This window comes from Sporofaciens sp. JLR.KK001 (genome assembly GCF_036941055.1).
Classification (GTDB): Bacteria; Bacillota; Clostridia; order Lachnospirales; family Lachnospiraceae; genus Sporofaciens.
The window spans coordinates 3,268,107-3,291,194 of sequence record NZ_JAYMNO010000001.1 but is presented as its reverse complement, the minus strand read 5'-3'; the positions used below and the strand labels follow the sequence as shown (position 1 = coordinate 3,291,194).

Genomic DNA, 23,088 nt, shown 5'->3' with positions numbered 1-23,088 from the left:
ATTAGAAGTTAAGTAAATGACATTGGTTTGGAACTGAAACGAAAAGATAGTTACATCATGATTGATATATTGCTGTCTTCTGACAGTACAATTCGTGTATTGTTTGAAATGGAAGCGGCATTGGTCTGCGCGCATCCAAGAGTGCGTGCGGATGTGAGAAAGCTTGCCATTGTCAAGGGTCCCCTGGTATACTGTCTTGAAGAAGCAGATAATGGGAAGAATCTGGGGGCATTGATGATATCCGCAAAGACTGCGTTAAAAGCGGAGTATGACCCGACGTTATTGAATGGGACGATGACTATTACTGCGGGACTTGGACTGGGAATCTATTGGTCCAGAGGGCAGGCAGAGAAGACGGCAGTAGCGGCAGATTGCCCGGGAATGCGCCGGAATCCCGGTGATCTGCGTGACTGCAAGGGACGAGGTGCCTGACCGTGTGAAGGGGCTAAGGGGCGGCGCAGAGGATTATATCGTGAAGCCTTTTGCCATGGAAGAGCTGCTGGCCAGAGTGCAGGTGGTGCTGAGAAGATTTAATAAGAAGCAGAATGCCTTCCGTATCCGGGATGTGGAGGTGGATCTGGCGGGCGGAACCGCAAAGAGGGGCGGGATGTCCGTGGAACTGACCAAACGGGAGTATGAACTTCTGAAGGTGCTGTTGCTCAATAAGAATATCGCGCTTTCCTCCGCCTTGTCCTGACAAAAATATCAGGCACATTATTCACCATTATATACGCAATCTAGATGTTTATTCGGCAGCTCTTACGGTGACGAGTACGGTATCTCCCGGCTGCTTACCAATCTTATTGCGAATATCCTTGCGGATTCCGATAATATAGCAGACGGAACTGTCACTGTTCTTTACGCCCATATTCACAATGCTTCCAGAATAAGGCTCGCCGTCGAAGGTGATCTGTGCCTTGATCCTGCCTTTGCCGAATTCTTTGCGGATGTCATATGGGAAACGTACATATGCGCCGCCTTTGTCTGGAACCGGCTCTATGACGGCGTGGAATTCATATATTTTCTGGTTCATTGGAAATTCTCTCTTTCTGTTTTTCATTAAAAAATCTTTGTTTTTTATAGATATAGTAACCCATTATGTAGTATTAATCAATGTTGTTTTATCTCCCCCAAATTCCATTCATCTTATATAGCAAGAGAAGCTTTAGAGAAATAAAGCACAAAAAATCATTACGAAATATTAAACCTTTCCGGGATCAAATAGTTATTATGTGGCTTATCTGGTTAATGACAAGGGAAACAAGGTTCATCGGGTAGAGATGGTTTCGAACGGATGCCTGATCCGAAAAGATTACTATACATATTGCAGAATCTATTCAGATGTGTAATTTCATTTGAGAATATAAGAATAAATTAATTTTTAATTAGAGCGTAAGTTGGGGTGGCTTTAGCCTCACCAATATCACGTTCAGTTGCCAACTTAGTACTTGTTTTCCAAAACAAAAGACTGCCTGTTGGATAATTGTTTGAGATGCTATCTAATAATTTAATCGCTTGTTGTTCTTTCCAAACAAATTTTCTTTGAAATTGCGGAATCTCTATTTCTCCTTTTTTAATAACGGAGTTTCTGTACTTAGATGGCTCGATATATTTGCTCTCATAAATATTCTAAAATCACGCTCCCTTATCGGCTATTGGGTGAGAGGTCAAATACTCCCGCCCTATTTTATTGCCACGAAACGATTCCATAGAGTGCCGCCCCTTGAAAACTTCACAGCAGCCGCCAGAGGGATACCCGTTGCAGGAGATAGCAGAGCCACGACATAAGCCTGCTCACTGTTCAATCCGTGCAAAGCACAGACGAAGATAACATCGTTTTAGAAAAGCGTGGAACGGTATGGGCTGGCTGCGTTACATCCCCTTGCTCACTGACAGGGGTAAATAAATCCAAGGAGGACACGACTATGTGCTACAAACAAAATTCAACACGGAGGGAGGGATATCATGCAGCAGTTACAGACGGTGGATGCTGACACGCTCCTTTATGAACCGATTGAAAAACCGTCCTTTGTGGTGGATGGTCTTATCCCCACGGGCTTGTCGCTGTTCTGCGGCTCACAGAAAATCGGCAAGAGCTGGCGCATGCTGAAGCTCTGCCTTTGCGTGTCGCAGGGAATCCCCTTATGGGATATGCAGACATTGGAGGGCGATGTGCTTTACTTGTGTCTGGAAGATACGTTCTGCCGCATACAGGACAGGCTGTTCCGTCTGACGGACGAAGCGAGCGGGCGGCTCCACTTTGCCGTGGCAAGCTGCAAGTTACCAGTTACCAGACGGTCTTATCGTGCAGCTTGAGGACTACCTTAAAGCATATCCAGACAGCAGGCTCATTGTCATTGACACGCTGCAAAAAATCCGTACCGCATCCAAAGACAATGCCTATGCCAACGATTACGGGGATATATCGCTGCTAAAGGATTTTGCCGACAGGCATTCCCTATCTGTGGTGGTCGTACATCATATCCGCAAGCAGAACGACAGCGATGTGTTCAACAAGGTGCCTGGCACGACAGGCTTGACCGTGAGCGCGGACGCTACCTTTGTGATGGAAAATGAGGCAACGGTTTTTGAAGGAGAATTATGGAGGCATTTATTCGTATATGATTTTGTCAGAAACCTTATGGAAACATCTTGCGGAAATTGATGAAAAATGTAATGAGATGATGGACAGGCTTGTAAGGCAGATGGCAAAGAAAGAGGGGGTGACGGAGCAGCTTAAATCCGATGACTGGCTCTGTTGGCTCCAAAAAATGAGCAGTATTAGGAGCAGGGCGGAGGAGGTAGTGCTGCATGATCTAATATATTCCCTTTAGAGTTGCTTCGATTTTAAGTTTTGTAGCATGAGGCGCAGATGATGTCAAGACACCGGCTCCGCCTCGCCTGCGGCGGTCTTGACATCATCTGCGCCTCATGCTATGGAGTGGTTAAGGGGGAACAAAGTTCCCCCATTGCATTAAAAATGCCAATGGCGGTATTCTGAAAAATAAAAATTGGGGATTGACAGGAATTAAAAAATAGCTTATTATTGACAATAAGAAATGGGTTTTTACCGTACAGTGTTTTCACTCAAACGGGCTGCTCGTTTCTTTTTTTATTGCAAGAATATCATACAGATACTTCCTGCCATCATTCGCATGGCGGACAAGCATACTTGCCGAATAAATATTATGCCTTGCTAATTTTCCCGTTTTGTCATCATATACAGGCAGTGCAAATCTAATGTTGTAACGATACCACCCATATACTGCATCTGTTTTGTGCTTTTCTTTTCTGTTTGCCTCATGTTTGGGATTGGCAGCTATTCTTATAAGTTCAGGAATAGCCTGCGCAGCGTTCGCCTTAGCTTTTGCCGCTGCGCCTTTTAAAGCAATGCGGCTTTCTGAACTTGCATATTCATCGGGAAAATCAGCCGAAATAAATATTTTTTCAGAAGTTTCCTCAATTTCATAAAAATCCCCGATATACTCTTTCAGGTATTCCTCGACAACAGACCAGTCATCCCGCACTTTTGCCTTGAAACGGATATCATTGATTAAGACCAGCTTTTTATCGTCCGCATCGGTTATGATATTTACATTCCTGTTTTCAATCATTGCTTTTGTTCCCTTTCTTCTTCTCTCTTGATTTGTAGACATTAAACTGGTTCTTGCACTTCTGGCTGCAAAATTCATTTCCCTTTCTGCTTGCAACAAAGGCTTTATTACAATGCTTGTACAGGCGCATATCACTGTCTTTATCCGTGAGCATGAAGGAAAAGCACATTTGTACTATGATAAGCAGCGAATGGAAATCCCATACGATAACGGGCGCATCCTTTTACAGTGCGATCCGGTAAGTCGGGGATATGCCGCCGAAAGCGGAAATGCCCTGACGGTACAGGCTGCGTGTCTGCCCATCAATCTTATCATAATCTGTGTAATAAATGAAACTCGCCACAAAGGTAAAGGCGAGATCGATAAATTCTTTCACGACCCAGTCGTATCTTTCCGCATATTCCTTCTGTAATTCCATCGACACAGCCTGCGGTGCGTTCCCCATAGCCATTGTAATCGCAATGCCCTCACGGTCAGTCACAGACCATCCCGATTCCATGCCGCTTTTTCTGAAATCAGGCTTGTCAAACGGATAGAAATAGGAAAGATAGTTTTCTGTAGTGAGGGATTCTTCCTTTATGAAATGGTTTTTTGGAAGATACACCGATTCATATGTTATAAAGTCTGCTGTTGTCGGCAGGGCGGTCATAAAGCCGAGGAAACCATATTTTTTTACAAAGCCAAGTACGGCTTCTTTCAGTTCTTCTTCCGGTGTGAAAATCTGCTTCAATCCCGCCACATCATCGGATGTAATATTTCCTATATTATAGACAATTACTTATTATCGGTCAAGCTGTTTGCGTCTGTTGACCGTAATGCTTTTACGCATATCTTGTTACTTTTGTCTTACGCCGTTTTCTAAAAAATACTTCTCGTCAAGCGTCATAGGCAGGTTGTTTTCTTTCCTGTATGCGAGTATGCCGCCATAGAGTCTGTGTATCTTTTTTTGCGCTGTTTCATGGATACCCCGTATATTCCGGTCAGAATGCCCGATGCTCTCCGCATATTCTGCTGCGGAATAATCACGCAGGAACAGATAATAGAGCATATTTTTGAGATGCAATTTTAGTTCCTTTAATATTTTCGATAAATCCGCATCCGAGATAAGTTCGTGTATTGTTTCCGGGCTGTCAAATATGAAATCAAGGAAATCGCTCGCAAGCATGAGCCTTCTTAAAATCATATCATAAGACGGTCTGTCGGATTGGTACAATTCATCGGCACCCCATTCCAAAGGTTATGTAAAGACTTTCGTTATGTAAAGAAATGGCGGCTCAACCCAGTAAATATAATGAATTGAGCCGGGATTTCTTTACATAATATTGAAGCCTTATTGAAGCCTTTAAGCCAATCGCGAAGATCCTGGGAGACAGCGCCAGACCGAAGTATTTTAATGAGATTCAGGTGCCGGAATATTGGGAGATCAGCGGGACGAACAGCAATGGGAAGGTGCAGGATCTCTATAAGGAAAGAGGAAGAATTTTTTACGCAAAACCGGAGCATAAGGACTTGTAAGAATTGTGGATTGGTATGATGAACGCGGTGTGGTGCGATCCAGTGACCATTACAATCGCTATGGGGCGATTTACGGCCGGACGGTATTTAATGCAAAGGGACAGAAGGTGAATAAGACGTATTTCTCGGCAGATGGACGGGAGATTATTGTAGAGAATTTTGTTACGGGAGATATCATCCTGAATGAAGGAAATGAGATATTTATCTTTCATAATAAGACAGAGCTTGTACTTCACTTTTTTGTACGGGCGAATCTCAAACAGAGCAGGATCTTTTTCAATTCTCTGTCTACGCCGTTTTTCGTGTCTAACCGCTTAAAGGCTCAGGTGAAGCGGCAGCGCCTTTGTAAGATCTTCACAATGTTCGATATTGTCCGAATTCGTATAGATGGCGGATCAGAAGATGATGAAGAAGATGCTGCAACAACAGAAGAAGGCAGCTATGGCAGAGCCGGCGGACAGTTACCAGAGATTGTTGTCAGAATATCAAAAATAAAGGCTTTACACCGCAATCAACGATTGATATAATAAAAGCAGCAAAGCAAATAGCACTTTAAAAGTGAGGTGAAAATATGCCGAATAATGAAAAAGAATATAATGGTTATCTTATTGATCAGCTAAGATTACTGAAACGTATCGAGGCAGTAACCAAAGATAAAGAGGCATTAGAAGTCATTGCGTTTGAAAGAGAATTTATCGAACAAAAATTATATCAGAATCCGTCTTTAACCAAAGATACAAAGTAATGAAAAGGTGTAAAGTCTTTGTTCCGTTTTCAAGGGCTTTACATCTTTATATTTATAGGACGGATTTTTATGAATTCTTTAAGCCGAATAATATTTCATGTAACAACTTTGCAACAACTGCGCTGTATAATGAGCCTGTAATAAAAAAGGTTTCGACAGAGAAGGGAGCGAAGATTATGAACAAAACATGGAAGAAATTCAGAGTGATATTGACGGCAGCAGGGATGGCTGTCTGTATGACGGCAGGACTGGGACTGGGAATCTACTGGTCCAGGGGACAGGCGGAGAAGACGATAGTAGCGGCGGCAGAGAAGGAGATGGGATTTGAAGCCGGGGAGATGGAGGAGGACACACAGAGCTACCAAAGGTATGCAGATGAGGAATGCCTTTATAAGGATAAAGTCTTAGATGAAGAGATTGCAAAAGAGGTTTGTGACAAGTATAATCTTGATTATGACACGGTGAAGAGTGAGGATGTCACCCGTGAAATGCGCAACTACGAGGAGGCTCTGTGGCTTTTGAAGGATATGGGAAACCGTCCGCTCCTGGGAAAGGAATGGGGAAAAGGCGCGTTCGCGTCGCTTCAGATGTATATCCAGGAGATCTATGCCTTCGGCGACGGTGAAGAAGTCATAAGAGAGATGTGCAAGGGATATGAGATCGATCCAGACAAAGCAGTGATCTCAGACCTGACGACAGAGCAGTTGATTGAGATTGGAGAGAAGGCATTTGAGACTTCCGATCATCCGAAGGGGTAAGGAATAGTGGCAGACATATTGATCGTAGAGGATGACAGAAGAATCAACGAACTCATCCGAAGAACATTGACTATGACTGGACATATTGGGCTTCCGGCTTATTCAGGCCGGGAAGCCCTGGCTGTGCTGGAGGAGAAACGGATCGATCTGATCCTTTTAGATATTGGCCTGCCGGATATGGACGGATTCGCGCTGATGCGGCAGATTGCCCGGGAATACGCCGGAATCCCGGTAATCTGCGTGACTGCAAGGGACGAGGTGCCAGACCGTGTGAAGGGGTTAAAAGGCGGCGCAGAGGATTATATCGTGAAGCCTTTTGCCATGGAAGAACTGCTTGCCAGAGTGCAGGTGGTGCTGAGGAGATTCAATAAGGAGCAGAATCTCTTCCGCATCAGGGATGTGGAGGTGGATCTGGCGGGCGGGTTCGTGAAGAAGGAGGGTGCTTCAGTTGAGCTTACCAATCGGGAGTACGAGCTTCTGAAGGTCCTGCTGCTCAATAAGAATATCGCGCTTTCCAGGGAACGGCTTCTTGAGCTTGCCTGGGGGATGGACTTTGGCGGGGACGACCGTACCGTGGATGTGCATATCCGAAGGCTTCGGCAGAAGCTTGGCTTGGAAGAGGAGATCAAGACTATCTTTAAATATGGATATCGGTTGGAGATTTAGGATGCAGTTATGGAAGAAGAATTTTCTGGTGATATATGGAGTATTTCTGGTGGTGGTCTGTGCCGGACTATTGCTTCTGGACGCTTATATCTCTCTGAATGAGATGAAGCAGTGGGTCGATCAGGCAAGAAACAATGAGAGAAGTATCTACTATCTGGCTGCCGGGCTTAAGGATGAGGAGATTAGCCGGATGAACATGAATTTAAATGATGCGGGCAGGAGATACGAGGAGGCAGGGATTCTTATCAGGGTATGCGTGAACGGGTATACTGCGGCAGATTATATTCAGGAGGGGCAGACGACGGATACGGGGGCAGAAGGCTCACAGATCGGGATTAGAAGGGTCAGGGGAGAGCGCTGCCTGGTTATTCGGGAGATTGGTCGGGAGGGAGAAGACGAGATCACGGTGGAGTATGTGCATCAGCTTAAGAGCCTGTTCCAGATTCAGATGAGGAGGATGTGGATATTCTGCGGGGCAGGGTTGGTATTTGCAGGGATCATGGGATTGTTCCTATATTATACTATGCGCCGGATCAACCGCCCGGTGAACCAGATCGCTCATGAGCTTCGGACGCCGCTCACTGGGATTAGGGGATATGCGGAGTATCTTATGATGGGGAAGCTTACAGAAGAGGAGCGTTTCTTCGCCGCAAGGCAGATCGTAGACAGCGCGAAGCATCTGGAGAACATCACGGAGAAGCTGTTGATTATGGGAAATGTGCGGGAAGGTGCTATTCAGATCGAGAGAATAGACGTCAGGAAGATGCTTCTTGAACTGGAAGAAAAATATCCGAATGTTGAGGTTGACTGTCGGCTGGAATTCATGAACGGTGACAGGACGTTGCTGCTCTGCCTGCTTGATAACCTGACGGTCAATGCGTCAAGGGCCGGAAGCCTGGTCAGGATTACGGCAGATGAAAAGGGGATTCGTATCTGGAATAACGGGGAACCTATGGATGAAGAGTTATTAAGGGACTTCAACAAGGGGCAGGAGCTGCCTGCAAGTCGTATGGGAACGCATGGATATGGGATTCAGGTATGCCGGGAGATCGCCAAGGTGCATGGCTTTAAGCTTCGGTTTCGTTCCTCTGAGGAGGAGGGGACGGAGGTGTTCTGCCAGATAAGCAATGAAAAATAGCAAAATAAAAACAGCCACTGACGGTATGGCTGTTTTTATGATTCTATCTATACAGTCGATTAAGCGATTCCGTTCACAGCTTTTGCCAGACGGGAAATCTTCCTGGAGCAAGTATTCTTATGATAAACGCCCTTGCTTCCTGCCTTGTTGATCTCAACGGTCGCAACCTTGAGAGCAGCAGCAGCGGCCTCTGCATCCTTGTTAGCAACGGCTGTCTCAACCTTCTTTACACAGGTCTTAACCTTAGACTTGATTGATTTATTCCTCGCAGCCTTTGTTTCATTCACCAGGATTCTCTTCTTTGCAGATTTGATATTAGCCAATTTGTCCACCTCCAATATCTTATATTTCGATTCTTTTATATCGATTCTGACTTCGTTAGAGCCGGACACGGACGTTCTAACGAAACATACCCATTCGGGCATACCGCAATACATATCTCCGTTGGAGACAGGCGGACTCTGTCCGACAAAGTATACGAATTTATTTTAGGGCAAGGAATGGTTTCTGTCAATACATATTTCTCAAATAATTGTAAAAAATAGGATAGTGATAAAAAAGATTAAAGCGAGGATGTAAGGGATGATTGAAAAGTATAGCATCAGGACGGATCTTGCTCTGGAGGATAAGGAGCGGTTTGAATCGGACAATGTGGAGGTGCAGGGCGTGTCTCTGTCTGAGGATTATGATGAAGAGCGGGAGATCAAGGTGACGACTGTCAAGATCGAGACGGAGAACGGTGCGAAGGTGATGCGCAAGCCGGTGGGAACCTATATTACCATGGAGGCGCCGAATATGGCGGTGCCGGACGAGGATTACCACGCTGAGATCTCCAAAGAGCTTGCGAAGTTTCTTTCGCGTTTTATCAGGAAGGATAAGGAGGATTATTCGATCCTGGTGGCGGGGCTTGGCAACCGGAAGGTGACCCCGGACGCGCTTGGCCCCTATGTGGTGGATAATCTGAATATTACCAGACATATCGTGAAGGAGTACGGGAAATATGCCATGGGGGAGGAGAATGTGCGTTTGGTGAGCGCGATCGTGCCGGGCGTCATGGCGCAGACCGGGATGGAGACGGTGGAGATCATCAAGGGGATCGTCCGTGAGACGAAGCCGGATATGATGATCGCAGTGGATGCTCTGGCGGCAAGAAGCTCTAAGAGGCTTAACCGGACCATCCAGATCTCGGATACAGGGATCAATCCCGGCTCCGGCGTGGGGAACCACCGCAATGCCATCACGAAGGACACGGTAGGTATCCCGGTTCTGGCGATCGGCGTGCCGACGGTGGTGGACGCGGCGACCATCGTCAACGATACCATGGAGAATCTGATCCTTGCTCTTGAGAGTTCGGAGACGCTTCGGGGCGTGGGCGTTGTCATGCAGGGATATAATGCGGCGGAGAAGTATGAGCTGGTGAAGGAACTGATATCTCCGCATCTGAACGGACTATTTGTGACGCCTAAGGACATTGACGAGACGGTCAAACGGATCAGCTATACCATATCGGAGGCGCTGAACATGCTATTTTCAAAGGGACATGCACATAATCAGGAAATGGGTGTCATATAGTGTTAAAAAGCGATGTGCATTGCGGGAATACACTGTGAAAATGGAGTGATGGTGTGGAACGGAAACCTTGGATCAGCCGGATCCTGATCGTGCTTATATCAGGAATCCTGATGGTATATGCCTGTATGAATATTTCCCTGCCGAAGGGGCCCAGGCCGAGGATGGTGACGAAGATAAACCGGATCCTTCTTACCAAGGGAGCGGAGACATTTCTGACAGGCTTCTCCTATGTGGAGAACGGAGGAGGGGAATCCCTTAAGGACTGGGTGGCGGCGACGGCTATGGAGCTGATACCCCTGGGTACTTATATAGAAGGAAAGGCAGGCTCCCATACAGATGTGGAGGATCGGGAGACATACCAGATGATCCTTGCCAGCCAGGCAAATGATGAGAATATGGTGGACGAGAACGGGAAGCTTGTGACGAAGGACGGGCAGGAGGAAGAGGTGGCGCAGACCATGGGGCCTCAGATTGATACGTCCATGGAAAAGCTGATGAATTATGAATATCTGCTGGGGAATTTCTATACCGTTGATTCTAATACGATGGCCGATCCGGAATTGCTGAATGCAGAGAAGCTTCTCGGCAAGAATATGAAGCTTGACGGGTCAAAGGGCCCCAAGGTGCTGATCTATCACACGCATTCCCAGGAAGGCTTTATCGACTCGGTGCCGGGAGATCCCGGCACGACGATCCTGGGGATGGGAACCTATCTTACAGAGCTTCTGAATGATACATACGGGATTGAGACGATTCACCATGAAGGAGTCTACGACCTGGTGGACGGCAAGCTTGACCGGAGTATGGCATATGAGCTGGCAGAGCCGCAGATCCAGAAGATCCTTGCGGAGAACCCAAGCATCGAAGTGGTGATCGACCTTCACAGGGACGGAGTGGCGGAAGGAACCCATCTGGCGGCAGAGATCAAGGGGAAGCCTACGGCTCAGATCATGTTCTTCAACGGGCTTAGCAGGACGAAGGCGAACGGTAATATTGCATATCTCCCCAATCCCTATATAGAAGACAATCTGGCGTTTTCCCTGCAGCTTCAGATTGCCGCTGCGAACAAATATCCGGGATTTACCAGGCACATTTACCTGAGAGGCTACCGATATAACATGCATTTCAAGCCAAAGACGCTGCTGATAGAAGCCGGAGCGCAGACGAACACGGTGGAAGAGATGCGGAATGCCATGGAAATACTGGCAGAAACACTAAATACGGTACTTGTCGAATAAAATGTGTTTGAACTGAGCCACATTTTGTGCTAAGATATGGTATGCTGCATGGCTTCGCCGGCAGAAATACAGAGAAAGGATCTATTTGGAATGGCGAACAAGAATACATATGATGCGGACAGCATTGCCATACTGGAAGGATTGGAAGCGGTACGCAAACGGCCGGGAATGTACATCGGGAGTGTATCAACGAAGGGATTGAACCATCTGATCTATGAGATCGTGGACAATGCGGTGGATGAGCATCTGGCAGGATTTTGTTCAGAGATCCATGTTACACTTGAGGATGATGGATCGGCTACGGTAACGGACAATGGAAGAGGTGTTCCGGTGGGCCTTCATGCGACAGGTGTTTCAGCGGCGAGAGTCGTCTATACGACGCTTCACGCCGGCGGCAAGTTTGACGATACTGCGTATAAGACGAGCGGAGGACTTCACGGAGTGGGTTCCTCTGTTGTGAATGCGCTTTCCGTTTATATGGATGTGGAGATCAGCAGGGAAGGATACGTCCATCATGACCGATATGAGAGAGGGAAGCCGGTGATCGAGCTTGAGGACGGGCTTCTTCCGAAGATCGGGAAGACGAGGAAGACCGGTACGAAGGTGAATTTTCTGCCGGATGATACGATATTTGAGAAGACAAGGTTCCGCGCGGACGAGGTGAAGAGCCGGATGCATGAGACGGCTTATCTGAATCCGGAGCTTACCATTATATTTGATGACAAGAGGGGCGGTGTGCCGGAGCATATCGTCTACCATGAACCGGACGGGATCTTAGGGTTTATCAAGGATCTGAATTCCAAGAAGGAAGCGGTCCATGAGCCGGTTTATTTCAAAGGAGAGGCAGAAGGGATCGAGGTGGAGGCGGCGTTCCAGTATGTGAATGAGTTCCATGAGAATGTCCTTGGCTTCTGCAACAATATCTATAACGCAGAAGGGGGAACCCATCTGACCGGATTTAAGACAACCTTTACCACGGTGATCAACCAGTATGCCAGGGAGCTTGGGATCTTGAAGGAGAAGGATTCGAACTTTACCGGGGCGGATGTAAGGAACGGGATGACAGCCATCGTGTCCATCAAGCATCCGGACCCGAGATTCGAGGGGCAGACCAAGACCAAGCTTGACAATCCGGATGCATCCAAGGCCTGCAGTAAGGTGGCCAATGATGAGATCATCCGGTATTTTGACAGGAATCTTGAGAATCTTAAGAAGGTGATCGGGTGCGCGGAGAAGGCGGCGAAGATCCGCAAGACGGAGGAGCGGGCGAAGACGAATCTTCTGACGAAGCAGAAGTATTCTTTTGACAGCAATGGAAAGCTTGCCAACTGTGAGAGCCGGGATGCCAGTAAGTGCGAGATCTTCATCGTGGAGGGAGATTCTGCCGGCGGGTCCGCCAAGACGGCAAGGGATCGGATGTATCAGGCGATCCTTCCGATCCGCGGGAAGATCCTGAACGTGGAGAAGGCGAGTATTGATAAGGTTCTCGCCAATGCCGAGATCAAGACCATGATCAATGCGTTCGGATGCGGATTCTCGGAAGGCTACGGCAATGATTTTGATATCAGCAGGCTTCGGTATGACAAGATCATCATCATGGCGGATGCGGATGTGGACGGGGCGCACATTTCAACCCTTCTTTTGACGCTTTTTTACCGGTTTATGCCGGAGCTGATCTTCGAGGGGCATGTCTATATCGCCATGCCGCCGCTCTATAAGGCCATGCCTAAGAAGGGGGAGGAGGAATACCTCTACGACGATAAGGCGCTGGAGCGGTACCGCAGGACCCACGACGGCCCGTTTACTCTGCAGAGATATAAGGGGTTGGGCGAGATGGACGCGGACCAGCTATGGGAGACGACGCTTAACCCGGAGACCCGGATATTGAAGCTTGTGGAGATTGAGGATGCCAGGATGGCGTCCGGCGTGACGGAGATGTTGATGGGGACGGAGGTGCCGCCAAGACGGACATTCATCTATGAGAATGCGACGGAGGCGGAGTTGGATATATAAGGTGAGGAGAAAAGGATGCAGGATTCACAAATTATCAGAACAGAATATTCGGATGTCATGAAGAAATCATACATCGACTACGCCATGAGTGTGATCGTAGCTCGTGCGCTGCCGGACGTTCGGGACGGTCTTAAGCCGGTACAGAGGCGTACCTTGTACGACATGCATGAGCTGGGAATACGTTATGACAGGCCTTATCGTAAGTGCGCCCGTATCGTGGGCGATACCATGGGTAAGTATCACCCTCACGGGGACAGCTCGATCTATGAGTCTTTGGTGGTCATGGCGCAGGAATTTAAGAAGGGGATGATCCTGGTTGACGGACACGGCAACTTCGGTTCTATTGAAGGGGACGGCGCGGCAGCCATGCGTTACACGGAGGCGCGCCTTGCGAAGGTGACTCAGGAGGCATATCTGGCGGATCTTGACAAGGATATCGTGGATTTTGTCCCGAACTTCGATGAGACAGAGAAGGAGCCGGAGGTTCTGCCGGTGCGTCTTCCCAATCTCCTGGTCAACGGCGCGGAAGGGATCGCCGTTGGTATGGCGACCAGCATCCCCACCCACAATCTGGGCGAAGTGATCGATGCGGTCAAGGCTTATATGAAGAATGACGAGATCAGCACACGGCAGCTGATGCGCCATATCAAGGGACCGGATTTCCCGACGGGGGGGATCGTGGTCAATAAGGACGACCTTCTTGAGATCTACGAGACGGGGAACGGGAAGATCAAGCTTCGCGGGAAGGTAGAAGTCGAGGAGATGAAGGGGGGCAAGAGCCGTCTTGTCATCACCGAGATCCCCTATACCATGATCGGCGCAGGGATCGGGAAGTTCCTGAATGATGTCTGCGCGCTGGTGGAATCCAAGAAGACCAACGATATCGTGGACATCTCCAACCAGTCGTCCAAGGAAGGGATACGGATCGTCATCGAACTTAAGAAGGGCGCCGATATTGAGAACCTGACGAACATGCTCTATAAGAAGACCCGGCTTGAGGATACCTTCGGGGTAAATATGCTTGCAGTCGCGAACGGCAGGCCGGAGACTATGGGGCTTAAGAAGATCATAGAGCATCATGTGGATTTCCAGTTCGAGATGGCGACCAGGAAGTACCAGAACCTTCTTAATAAAGAGAAGGACAAGAAGGAGATCCAGGAAGGCCTTATCAAGGCGTGCGACGTGATCGACCTGATCATTGAGATCCTTCGGGGAAGCCAGTCTGTGAAGGATGCCAAGGCATGTCTGGTAAACGGGGTGACGGAGAATATCAAGTTTAAGTCCAAGATATCCAAGAAGATGGCGTCTATGCTCCGGTTTACCGAGCGGCAGGCGACGGCGATCCTGGAGATGCGCCTCTATAAGCTCATCGGTCTGGAGATCGAGGCGCTGATGAAGGAGCATGACGAGACGATCCGTAAGATAGCAAGATACGAAGATATTTTGAACAACTATGATTCTATGACAGAGGTGATCATAGAAGATTTGGACAGGCTTAAGGCGGAATTCGCCCGGAAGCGCCGGACGGTGGTTGAGAATGCCGAGGAGGCAGTCTATGAGGAGAAGAAGGTGGAGGAGCAGGAGGTCGTATTCCTGATGGATCGGTTTGGCTACGCCAAGACCGTGGACACCAATACCTATGGGAGGAATAAGGAGGCCGCGGATGCCGAGAACAAGTATATCCTCTCAATTATGAATACCGGGAAACTGTGCATCTTCACCAATACGGGGAAGATGCATCAGATCAAGGTCTTAGATCTGCCGTACGGTAAATTCCGGGATAAGGGCCTGCCGGTGGATAATGTCAGTAATTTTGACAGTACCCAGGAGGAGATTGTCTATATCTGCGATGCGGAACAGATGCGGTATTCGAAACTTTTCTTTGCCACGAAGCAGGGGATGGTCAAGCAGGTAGAGGGAAGCGAATTCCAGGTGGCGAAGCGGACGATCGCCGCCACGAAGCTGCAGCCGGACGATTCAGTGGTGAATGTGCAGGTGATCAGCGAGAATCAACGTGTGGTGTTACGGACGAAGGACGGATATTTCCTCAAATTCGCTGCGGAAGAGGTGTCTGAGAAGAAGAAGGGCGCCATCGGTGTACGCGGAATCAAGCTTCGCAAGAATGACGAGGTGGAGGAAGCTTATTTATTCGAAGAAGGAACTGAGATGAAGGCAGCCGTCGGAGAACGTGAGGTGTCGCTGAACCGGTTGAAGATGGCTAAGAGAGACGGAAACGGAACGAAAGTGAGAGGATGACAGGATGATACAGGATATAGCGCCGTACCAGTTTCAGAACGAATATAGACCAAAGCCTCCTGCCAAAGAGGATTACCTGCTTTGTTATAACGGGAACAGGGCGCTTGTCCGGCAGCAGGACGGTATGATCGCATTTCCCACATTCGGGGAGGCAGAGGCGGGCGTTGACGCGGACAGGCTCTATGGTGATTACACGTATTTGTTTGCCGTTGACGGCGTGAGGTATTATCTGGGAAGTGGTCTTGATATGGATTTCCTTGCGGGAGATGGAGAAGCTGCGGCAGACGGCAGCAGGTATGTATGGGAAGATCGGCAGATATTCCGCAATGCAGGACCGAAACACTTATGCTTTGCGGGGGTTACGGGCTGGCAGTTACATAGGTGGTATGAGAGCCGCCGTTACTGCGGATGCTGCGGTACGCCTCTTAAGAAGGATCAGAAAGAGCGGATGCTTTACTGCCCCAAGTGCCGCCAGATGGAATATCCTAAGATCTGTCCGGCGGTCATTATCGCCGTGACTCATGGGAATCGTCTCCTGATGTCCCAATATGCCGGGAGAGAATATAAGAAATACGCATTGCTTGCCGGCTTCACGGAGATCGGTGAGACGGTGGAGGAGACGGTAGCGCGGGAAGTGATGGAGGAAGTAGGGCTTAAGGTCAAGAATATCACGTACTATAAGAGCCAGCCCTGGTCATTTTCAGATACTCTGCTGATGGGGTTCTTCTGTGAACTGGACGGAGAAGAGGATGTGACGCTGGATGAGGAAGAACTGGCTCTTGCCCAGTGGTTTGAGCGGGAAGAGATACCGGCAGAGCCGGATGATGTGAGCCTTACGAATGAGATGATGATGGTGTTTAAAGAAGGCAGGGATAGAGAGAGATAGATGTTATTGGGGACGTAGTAAAATGCAGCTTTACTACGTCCCCAATTGGGTTAAATGGCTCTGGTATATTCTTTCAGCCACTCTTGTTCTTCTTCATTGAGATGCGGAGCGATCAGCTCATACACCTTAGCGTGATATGCGTTGAGCTGTTCCTTATCTTCTGGCTTCATAAGTTCAGGCTTAACCGCATCCAGGTCGATCGGCACGTAGGTGATCGGCTCAAAGTAAAGGAACTGTCCGTATTCGGTCTTCTGTCCTTCTCTCACCACCATCTCGTTCTCCGTACGGATACCGTGGGAGCCTTCGATGTAGAGGCCGGGTTCGTTGGTGAGGACCATGCCCGGCTCTAGCGGGCATTTCTCATGGCCGCGTACGGCACAGCGGAAACCGGAAGGACCTTCGTGGATGTTCATCAGGTAGCCTACGCCGTGGCCGGTGCCGTGGTTGAAGTCAAGTCCGCGCTCCCAGGCCGGGATCCTTGCCAGTACATCCAGGTTATAGCCCGCAGTACCTTTCAGGAACACGGCGCGGGCCAGATGCAGGTTGCATAGCAGGACGGTGGTGAAATCTTCCTTCATACGGTCGGTCAACTCCCCAAAGGCAAATGTTCTTGTGATGTCTGTGGAGCCTTCCATATAACCGCCGCCGGTGTCTGTCAGGAATAAGCCGTTGGTGGTTACCGGGATATTGGTCTCAGGTGTTGCGGAATAATGTACAATCGCGCCGTGTTCTCCGGATCCGCAGATCGGGTCGAAGCTCTGCCACAGATAGCCTTCCTGTTCCTTGCGGAAGGAATCAAGCTTCTCGGCGGCGCTGATCTCTGTAATCTCGGTCTTGCCTATATTCTTCTTGAGCCAGTACATGAATCTGGTCACAGCGACACCGTCTTTTATGTGCGCGTTGATGATATTTTTGATCTCCGTCTCATTCTTCATTGCTTTCATGAGAATTTCCGGATTTGGTTGCTCAATCACCTTGGCTTCAGAAGGAATATTGTTGTAAAGCGCGTAATTCAGCTTGTCCGGATCTACCAGTACGGCCTCATTTGCGCCGAGTTTCTTGATATCTTCGTAGATGTCATTGTACGGGCAGATCTTGATGTTATTCTCGGCGAGGTCTGATTTCATCTGGTCGGTCAGCTTCTGCCCGTCCACATAGAACCGCATATCGTCCATGGAAATGATGGCGTAGGACAGAAGAAGCGGGAAGAATTCGATATCATCCCCGCGCAGGTTCGTGGTCCAGCAGATGTCGTCCAGCGAGGCAAGCACGTGCACGGTTGCCTTGGCTTCTTCCATAGCTTTGCGGATACGTGCAAGCTTGTCTTTGGTGCTTTCTCCGGTGTACTCGGTTCCAAGTGCAAATGCCGGCTTCGTAGACAGCGGCGGCCGGCCTTCCCAGATCAGGTCGATCAAATCTTCGGAGTAGTTGATCTTGGCATGCTTGTCTTCCAGAGCCTTCTCCAGAGCCTTCCCTCTGCCCATAGATACGACGCGTCCGTCGAATCCGAGAGTTCCGCCTTCCGGCATCACGTCGGCAATATAATCCTCCAGTGTCGGTACATCCGGCTGCCCCATCTTGAAGAGCGTGATACCGCTTCCTTCCAACTGATTGGCGGCCTGGATAAAGTATCTGCCGTCCGTGAACAGCCCGGCCTCTGTCTTCGTGATGACGGCCGTTCCGGCAGATCCGGTAAAGCCTGTGATGAATGCTCTCGCTTTAAAATGTTCCCCCACATATTCGCTCTGATGGTTATCGTCGGTGGGGACCAGATATACGTCGTATCCCCGGTCCTCCATCAAAGCCCGAAGCGCGGAGAGTTTTTCAGGTATTGTCATGTCAATCCCTTCCTTTCTTACTATATTTCCTAATAAATTATTCTAACATATCCATTTGCAAAATAACAGGAATAATTATATAATGAGTTACAGTTCACTCGTCATTCATTATCAGGATAAGTTTGTGCTGGCACAAGGACGCATCCTGATGGTGAATGGCGCGGAGTGAGCGTGCGTGTTTAGAGCGGAATTGAGGTATTTTAGGATTGCGGGAGTGCATAGCACGGAGCAATCCGAGTATCATGGACGCCGAGAACGGCGGGAAAGCATCGAAGAGGAGAAAAAGATTGAAACCATTTATTATAACAGCCCTGCTTGGTCTGCTGGCGGCGGTCGGTGAGATCATCCGTGAACTGCGCTGTTTTCAGGTAACACATTACACAGCGGATTCGCCGAAGCTTGCCGGACTTGAACGGGGCAGAAAGCTTATATTCTTAAGTGATCTTCACAATTACCGGTATGGGAAGAAGAATGAGATATTGTATGAAGCGATCGCCGAAGAGAAGCCGGATCTGATCCTGATCGGCGGGGATATGCTGATCCGGACGGACGGATATTCTTACGGGCATACGGCCGAATTCCTGTCGGGTCTGCCCAGGATCTGCCCGGTATATTATGCTAACGGCAACCATGAGCAGAAGCTTAAGGAACGGCCAAGGAAATACAGGCAGTCGTACCGCGAGTATAAGGAGCGGCTTCTTAGGGCGGGGATCCATTTCCTGGAGAATGATTCTGCGGTCTTTCGATGGGGTCGGGCAAGGGTACGGATCACAGGGCTGGAGATCCCGATGCGCGGCTATGAGCGCGCTGCTAAGGGGAAGGTCCGGGTGAAGGATATCGAAGAGCGGGTCGGGAAGGCCGGTGAAGCTTATGAGATCTTGCTGGCACACCATCCCGGGCATGTGGAAGCTTATCAGGAGTGGGGGGCAGATCTTATCCTGTGCGGACATTATCATGGAGGAGTGGTAGGCATACCAGGGATAGGAGGCGTGATCGCGCCGGATTTCACACCGTTTCCGAAGTTCTCAGGCGGCTGTTACCAGGCCAAAGAAGCATGCGTGGTAGTGAGCAGAGGGCTTGGAGTACACTCGGTGCCGATTCGGCTGTTTAATCCTGCTGAGGTAATTGCGGTGGAGCTAAGATAATATTTTCAAACTTCTGACTTGAGAAATAGAGGAAAATCCTGTATAATATTACAATTGTGTTATCGAAAGAAGGGTATGGGAGAGGTTTATGGGAATTCCGGTAAAGCTGCAGGTCTTCGAGGGACCGCTAGACCTGCTTTTACATCTGATAGATAAGAATAAGATTGATATCTACGATATTCCGATTGTCGAGATCACGAACCAGTATATGGAGTATATCCGGGAGATGGAGAAAGAAGACCTGAATATCATGAGCGAATTCCTGGTAATGGCGGCGACGCTTCTGGATATCAAGTGCAGGATGCTTCTCCCCAAGGAAGTCAATGAAGAAGGCGAAGAAGAAGACCCGCGCCAGGAACTGGTAGCGCAATTGCTGGAATATAAGATGTACAAGTATATGTCTTATGAGCTTAAGGACAGGCAGGTGGAGGGAGAACAGGTGATGTACAAGAAGCCCACGATCCCGGAGGAGGTCCTGGGATATGTGGAGCCTGTAGATCTGGACGAGCTGCTGGCCAATGTCACCCTTGTGAAGCTTAACAAGGTATTCCGGGAGGTTATGAGAAGGCAGGTGGATAAGATCGATCCTGTCCGCAGTAAGTTCGGGAAGATAGAGAAAGAGGAGATCACTCTTCCGGATAAGCTGCTCTATGTCACGGAATACGCGAAGAATCATCGAAGGTTCGGTTTTCGGATGCTTCTGGAGAAGCAGAGATCGAAGACGCAGATCGTGGTGACCTTCCTTGCGGTTCTGCAGCTTATGAAAGAAGGGACGATCATGATAGAACAGGAACAGCCCTTTGACGAGATCATGATCATGTCGAAGGTCTTCGCCTGATATTTTTGCAGTGTATCAGACGCGGCGCGGGAAGCCGCATGCAGATAACAGATATGGTGGAGAAGGGAATCATGGAAGAAGTGGAGATCAAGAGATTAGAGGGAGTTATAGAGGCGGTATTATTTACCATGGGAGAGTCCGTGGATCTTACGAAGATCGCGGCGGCGGTCGGGCATGACACGGATACGACCAGGAAGCTGATACACCGGATGATGGATAAGTACGAGGCGGAGGACCGCGGAGTGCGCATCATAGAGCTGGAGGATGCATTTCAGATGTGTACCAAGAAGGAGATGTATGAATATCTGATCCGCGTGGCGAAGCAGCCGAAGAAGTATGTGCTGACGGATGTACTGCTTGAGACGTTATCGATCATTGCCTATAAGCAGCCGGTGACGAAGCTGGAGGTAGAGAAGATCCGGGGGGTGAAGTCTGACCATGCGGTGAACAAATTAGTAGAGTACAATCTGGTCTGTGAGAGAGGAAGGCTTGATGCACCCGGCAAGCCGATTCTTTTTGGGACTACAGAGGAATTCTTAAGAAGGTTCAGCGTTCAGTCGGTGGATGATCTGCCAAGCCTGAATCCGGAACAGGTGGAGAGTTTCAAGGAAGAGGCAGAAGAAGAGGTTCAGTTGAAGCTGGATATCTGATTACCCTTTTGCTATAATGAAAATAAAGGTGGTGAGAACGTGGCAAAGAGAATTGCACAGTTTCATAAAGTAAGTTTTGGACAGTTTAAGGAAGGATACCAGGATGTCTTTGGTTCCGCAGCCGGAGATGACGAGATTCAGATGGTCTATGATGGGATCCGTCTGCCATGCAGGGCAACATCGGGTTCTGCCGGGTATGATTTCTACGCGCCGGTGGAGATTACGATGGAGCCCGGAGAGACTGTGAAGATTCCCACAGGGATCTGCGTGGAGATGGAGGACGACTGGGTGCTTAAGTGTTACCCAAGAAGCGGGCTTGGTTTCAAATACCGTCTGCAGCTTAACAATACGGTAGGGATTATCGACAGCGACTATTTCTATTCGGATAACGAGGGTCACATATTCGTCAAGTTAACTAATGACAGCAGGGAAGGGAAGACGGTCAGGATAGAAGCAGGCACAGGGTTCATGCAGGGGATATTTGTGGAGTACGGAATTACGGTGGATGATGACGTGACTGCGGTACGCAACGGCGGATTGGGAAGCACGACTGGTTATTCGGTGCAATAGATGAAAAGTATGATACAGAAGAGGGCAGCAAAGATTACGCTGTCCTTTTTGTATGCTTTTGGGTATATTTTCTGAGAATGCGGGGGATGCTAACGCTTATAGATTCAGTAATTAAGCGGAGGAATGAATATGTCAGACATAAAAAAGATAACAGCCTCGCGGGAAGAGAATACTGCATATATGAATCAGGTACTTCCGATAAAAGAAAGCTTTGATATCATCCGGCGGGATATCATGATCGGCGGACGTTGTGCTACGTTCTATTTTATAGACGGATTCACGAAGGATGAATCCATGCTTAAGATCCTGGATTCATTCTTGGGAATCACAGAAGAAGATATGCCGGGTGATGCGACCAGCTTCTCGAGAGAGTGCGTCCCTTATGTGGAGGTGGATGTCCTGGGCGATTTTGACCAGGTCATGAAGAACCTGCTGTCCGGCGTCACCTGCCTTTTTATCGAGGGTTATGAGGCTTGTATCGCTATAGACTGTAGGACTTATCCGGCAAGAAGTGTGGAGGAACCGGACAAGGACAAATCGCTTCGGGGTTCCCGGGACGGATTCGTGGAGACGATCGTATTTAACACGGCGCTTATGAGAAGAAGGATCCGGGATCCCCATCTGATCATGGAGATGGTGGAGATCGGAGACAGTTCCAGGACGGATGTTGCGATCTGCTATATGAGCGACCGGGTGGATCAGGAGCTTCTGAAGAATGTGTCCGACCGGATCAAGAATATCAAAACAGACGCGCTGCGGATGAATCAACAGAGTTTGGCAGAAGAATTATATAAGCGCAAATGGTACAATCCATTCCCCAAATTCAAGTTTACCGAGCGGCCGGATACGGCGACCGCTTGTCTGCTGGAAGGGAAGATTGTTCTGCTGGTAGATAATTCGCCGTCGGCAATGATACTCCCCACGTCGATCTTCGATATGATCGAGGAAGCCAATGATTATTATTTCCCGACCCTGACCAATGTATATCTGAAGGTCGCCAGAGGTCTGATCACATTTATGACGGTATTTTTAACTCCGGTGTTTCTGCTATTCATGCAGAATCTAAACTGGCTTCCGGAAGTATTTGCCTTCGTGTCGGTAAAGGATACGGTCAATATCCCGCTGATCTTCCAGCTGCTGATCCTGGAAATCGCCATTGACGGCCTGCGTCTGGCGGCGCTTAATACGCCGAGTATGCTGAGTACTCCCTTAAGCGTGATCGCAGGTCTGGTGATGGGCGAATTCTCGGTGCAGTCCGGGTGGTTTAATGCGGAGGTCATGTTATATATGGCATTCGTGTCTGTTGCGAATTACACCCAGCCGAACTTCGAACTTGGCTATGCGCTGAAATTCATGCGTCTGGAGCTGCTGATCCTGACTGCGCTGTTCAACTGGTGGGGCTTCCTGATCGGAACATTGATCATTGTATGCAGCATTTGCTTTAATAAGACGCTGTCGGGGAGAAATTATCTGAATGTGAAATTAAATTAATAACTGTATTCGGATGCCGATATGTCTTTACAGTATTTGCCGTACATGTTATACTGAGCGTCAGATGTGCACAGACGCATATTGTAAACGCACATCTGACGCATATATCAAGCACATTATTCACCGTTATTTATGCAATACTGTGCTGGGACGTT

General features: G+C 48.7%; 27 protein-coding genes and 2 pseudogenes. 22 read left to right on the top strand and 7 right to left on the bottom strand.

Annotated features, from left to right (window positions below; genetic code table 11):
• The first annotated feature begins 57 nt into the window (after window positions 1–57).
• The gene (locus tag VSQ62_RS17010; RefSeq protein WP_334635975.1) at window positions 58–432 is read left to right on the top strand and encodes a hypothetical protein; all 375 of its coding nucleotides are present in this window, start codon (window positions 58–60) and stop codon (window positions 430–432) included.
• Window positions 407–697, top strand: coding sequence for a response regulator transcription factor (locus VSQ62_RS17005; protein WP_334635974.1), 291 nt, complete (start codon window positions 407–409; stop codon window positions 695–697). The genes VSQ62_RS17010 and VSQ62_RS17005 overlap by 26 nt, the downstream gene beginning before the upstream one ends.
• A 48-nt stretch (window positions 698–745) precedes the next feature.
• Here VSQ62_RS17005 and VSQ62_RS17000 read toward each other — a convergent pair whose 3' ends face one another.
• On the bottom strand, window positions 746–1,033 hold the full coding sequence (locus VSQ62_RS17000; RefSeq protein WP_334635973.1) for a DUF1905 domain-containing protein: 288 nt from the start codon (window positions 1,031–1,033) through the stop codon (window positions 746–748).
• A gap of 172 nt (window positions 1,034–1,205) precedes the next feature.
• Between VSQ62_RS17000 and VSQ62_RS32650 the strand changes: the two are divergent.
• Window positions 1,206–1,343, top strand: a pseudogene (locus VSQ62_RS32650) (hypothetical protein); the annotation flags it as partial.
• A 31-nt stretch (window positions 1,344–1,374) separates the two neighbouring features.
• Here VSQ62_RS32650 and VSQ62_RS32490 read toward each other — a convergent pair.
• On the bottom strand, window positions 1,375–1,563 hold the full coding sequence (locus VSQ62_RS32490; protein ID WP_350339928.1) for a DUF262 domain-containing protein: 189 nt from the start codon (window positions 1,561–1,563) through the stop codon (window positions 1,375–1,377).
• A 402-nt stretch (window positions 1,564–1,965) separates the two neighbouring features.
• Here VSQ62_RS32490 and VSQ62_RS16995 point away from each other — a divergent pair.
• From VSQ62_RS16995 to VSQ62_RS16985, 3 genes and pseudogenes are all read left to right on the top strand, one after another.
• Window positions 1,966–2,578 (top strand): annotated as a pseudogene (locus tag VSQ62_RS16995) (AAA family ATPase); the annotation flags it as partial.
• Between the two features lie 43 nt (window positions 2,579–2,621).
• The gene (locus tag VSQ62_RS16990; RefSeq protein WP_334635971.1) at window positions 2,622–2,834 is read left to right on the top strand and encodes a TnpV protein; all 213 of its coding nucleotides are present in this window, start codon (window positions 2,622–2,624) and stop codon (window positions 2,832–2,834) included.
• Window positions 2,835–2,872: 38 nt separating this feature from the next.
• The gene (locus VSQ62_RS16985) at window positions 2,873–3,001 is read left to right on the top strand and encodes a hypothetical protein (RefSeq protein WP_334635969.1); all 129 of its coding nucleotides are present in this window, start codon (window positions 2,873–2,875) and stop codon (window positions 2,999–3,001) included.
• A gap of 82 nt (window positions 3,002–3,083) precedes the next feature.
• Here VSQ62_RS16985 and VSQ62_RS16980 read toward each other — a convergent pair whose 3' ends face one another.
• From VSQ62_RS16980 to VSQ62_RS16970, 3 genes are all read right to left on the bottom strand, one after another.
• The gene (locus tag VSQ62_RS16980) at window positions 3,084–3,614 is read right to left on the bottom strand and encodes a hypothetical protein (protein WP_334637695.1); all 531 of its coding nucleotides are present in this window, start codon (window positions 3,612–3,614) and stop codon (window positions 3,084–3,086) included.
• Between the two features lie 223 nt (window positions 3,615–3,837).
• Entirely contained in the window at window positions 3,838–4,344 is a 507-nt protein-coding gene (locus VSQ62_RS16975) for a hypothetical protein (protein ID WP_334635968.1), read from the bottom strand.
• Window positions 4,345–4,449: 105 nt separating this feature from the next.
• Entirely contained in the window at window positions 4,450–4,797 is a 348-nt protein-coding gene (locus VSQ62_RS16970) for a hypothetical protein (RefSeq protein WP_334635967.1), read from the bottom strand.
• A 221-nt stretch (window positions 4,798–5,018) separates the two neighbouring features.
• On the opposite strand from VSQ62_RS16970, the gene VSQ62_RS32645 reads away from it, so the two are divergent.
• The 6 genes from VSQ62_RS32645 (at window position 5,019) to VSQ62_RS16945 (ending at window position 8,436) form a co-directional block, all read left to right on the top strand.
• Window positions 5,019–5,129 (top strand): hypothetical protein, encoded by a 111-nt coding sequence (locus VSQ62_RS32645; protein ID WP_502957759.1) that lies wholly within the window; start codon window positions 5,019–5,021, stop codon window positions 5,127–5,129.
• 5 nt (window positions 5,130–5,134) lie between these two features.
• Entirely contained in the window at window positions 5,135–5,656 is a 522-nt protein-coding gene (locus VSQ62_RS16965) for a hypothetical protein (RefSeq protein WP_334635966.1), read from the top strand.
• A 44-nt stretch (window positions 5,657–5,700) separates the two neighbouring features.
• A complete protein-coding gene (locus VSQ62_RS16960) occupies window positions 5,701–5,874 on the top strand; it encodes a hypothetical protein (RefSeq protein ID WP_334635965.1) in 174 nt (57 codons plus the stop codon).
• Between the two features lie 176 nt (window positions 5,875–6,050).
• Window positions 6,051–6,632, top strand: coding sequence for a hypothetical protein (locus VSQ62_RS16955; RefSeq protein WP_334635964.1), 582 nt, complete (start codon window positions 6,051–6,053; stop codon window positions 6,630–6,632).
• A gap of 6 nt (window positions 6,633–6,638) precedes the next feature.
• Window positions 6,639–7,298: a response regulator transcription factor gene (locus VSQ62_RS16950; protein ID WP_334635963.1), complete on the top strand. Its 660-nt coding sequence runs from the start codon at window positions 6,639–6,641 to the stop codon at window positions 7,296–7,298.
• 1 nt (window position 7,299) lies between these two features.
• The gene (locus VSQ62_RS16945; RefSeq protein WP_334635962.1) at window positions 7,300–8,436 is read left to right on the top strand and encodes a sensor histidine kinase; all 1,137 of its coding nucleotides are present in this window, start codon (window positions 7,300–7,302) and stop codon (window positions 8,434–8,436) included.
• A gap of 59 nt (window positions 8,437–8,495) precedes the next feature.
• Here the strand turns inward: VSQ62_RS16945 and rpsT are convergent, their stop codons facing one another.
• The gene (gene rpsT, locus VSQ62_RS16940) at window positions 8,496–8,759 is read right to left on the bottom strand and encodes a 30S ribosomal protein S20 (RefSeq protein ID WP_334635961.1); all 264 of its coding nucleotides are present in this window, start codon (window positions 8,757–8,759) and stop codon (window positions 8,496–8,498) included.
• A 259-nt stretch (window positions 8,760–9,018) separates the two neighbouring features.
• On the opposite strand from rpsT, the gene gpr reads away from it, so the two are divergent.
• From gpr to nudC, 5 genes are all read left to right on the top strand, one after another.
• Window positions 9,019–10,008, top strand: coding sequence for a GPR endopeptidase (gene gpr / locus VSQ62_RS16935; protein ID WP_334635960.1), 990 nt, complete (start codon window positions 9,019–9,021; stop codon window positions 10,006–10,008).
• 53 nt (window positions 10,009–10,061) lie between these two features.
• Window positions 10,062–11,246 (top strand): stage II sporulation protein P, encoded by a 1,185-nt coding sequence (locus VSQ62_RS16930; RefSeq protein WP_334635959.1) that lies wholly within the window; start codon window positions 10,062–10,064, stop codon window positions 11,244–11,246.
• A 90-nt stretch (window positions 11,247–11,336) separates the two neighbouring features.
• Window positions 11,337–13,259, top strand: a complete 1,923-nt coding sequence (locus VSQ62_RS16925; protein WP_334635958.1) for a DNA gyrase/topoisomerase IV subunit B — start codon at window positions 11,337–11,339, stop codon at window positions 13,257–13,259.
• Between the two features lie 15 nt (window positions 13,260–13,274).
• Window positions 13,275–15,515, top strand: a complete 2,241-nt coding sequence (locus VSQ62_RS16920) for a DNA gyrase/topoisomerase IV subunit A (RefSeq protein WP_334635957.1) — start codon at window positions 13,275–13,277, stop codon at window positions 15,513–15,515.
• 4 nt (window positions 15,516–15,519) lie between these two features.
• Window positions 15,520–16,401 (top strand): NAD(+) diphosphatase, encoded by an 882-nt coding sequence (nudC, locus tag VSQ62_RS16915; RefSeq protein WP_334635956.1) that lies wholly within the window; start codon window positions 15,520–15,522, stop codon window positions 16,399–16,401.
• A gap of 50 nt (window positions 16,402–16,451) precedes the next feature.
• On the opposite strand, the gene VSQ62_RS16910 is transcribed toward nudC, so the two are convergent.
• Window positions 16,452–18,239 carry an aminopeptidase P family protein gene (locus VSQ62_RS16910; protein WP_334635955.1) on the bottom strand — a complete coding sequence of 596 codons (1,788 nt, stop codon included), beginning with the start codon at window positions 18,237–18,239 and terminating at the stop codon, window positions 16,452–16,454.
• 287 nt (window positions 18,240–18,526) lie between these two features.
• Between VSQ62_RS16910 and VSQ62_RS16905 the strand changes: the two genes are divergently transcribed.
• The 5 genes from VSQ62_RS16905 to VSQ62_RS16885 all read left to right on the top strand — a co-directional run bounded on the left by VSQ62_RS16905 (window position 18,527) and on the right by VSQ62_RS16885 (window position 22,933).
• The gene (locus VSQ62_RS16905; RefSeq protein WP_334635954.1) at window positions 18,527–19,384 is read left to right on the top strand and encodes a metallophosphoesterase; all 858 of its coding nucleotides are present in this window, start codon (window positions 18,527–18,529) and stop codon (window positions 19,382–19,384) included.
• Between the two features lie 88 nt (window positions 19,385–19,472).
• The gene (locus VSQ62_RS16900; protein WP_334635953.1) at window positions 19,473–20,222 is read left to right on the top strand and encodes a segregation and condensation protein A; all 750 of its coding nucleotides are present in this window, start codon (window positions 19,473–19,475) and stop codon (window positions 20,220–20,222) included.
• 71 nt (window positions 20,223–20,293) lie between these two features.
• The gene (gene scpB / locus VSQ62_RS16895) at window positions 20,294–20,872 is read left to right on the top strand and encodes an SMC-Scp complex subunit ScpB (protein WP_334637694.1); all 579 of its coding nucleotides are present in this window, start codon (window positions 20,294–20,296) and stop codon (window positions 20,870–20,872) included.
• A 39-nt stretch (window positions 20,873–20,911) separates the two neighbouring features.
• Window positions 20,912–21,442: a dCTP deaminase/dUTPase family protein gene (locus tag VSQ62_RS16890; protein WP_334635952.1), complete on the top strand. Its 531-nt coding sequence runs from the start codon at window positions 20,912–20,914 to the stop codon at window positions 21,440–21,442.
• Window positions 21,443–21,571: 129 nt separating this feature from the next.
• Entirely contained in the window at window positions 21,572–22,933 is a 1,362-nt protein-coding gene (locus tag VSQ62_RS16885) for a spore germination protein (protein WP_334635951.1), read from the top strand.
• The last annotated feature ends 155 nt before the right edge of the window (window positions 22,934–23,088 follow it).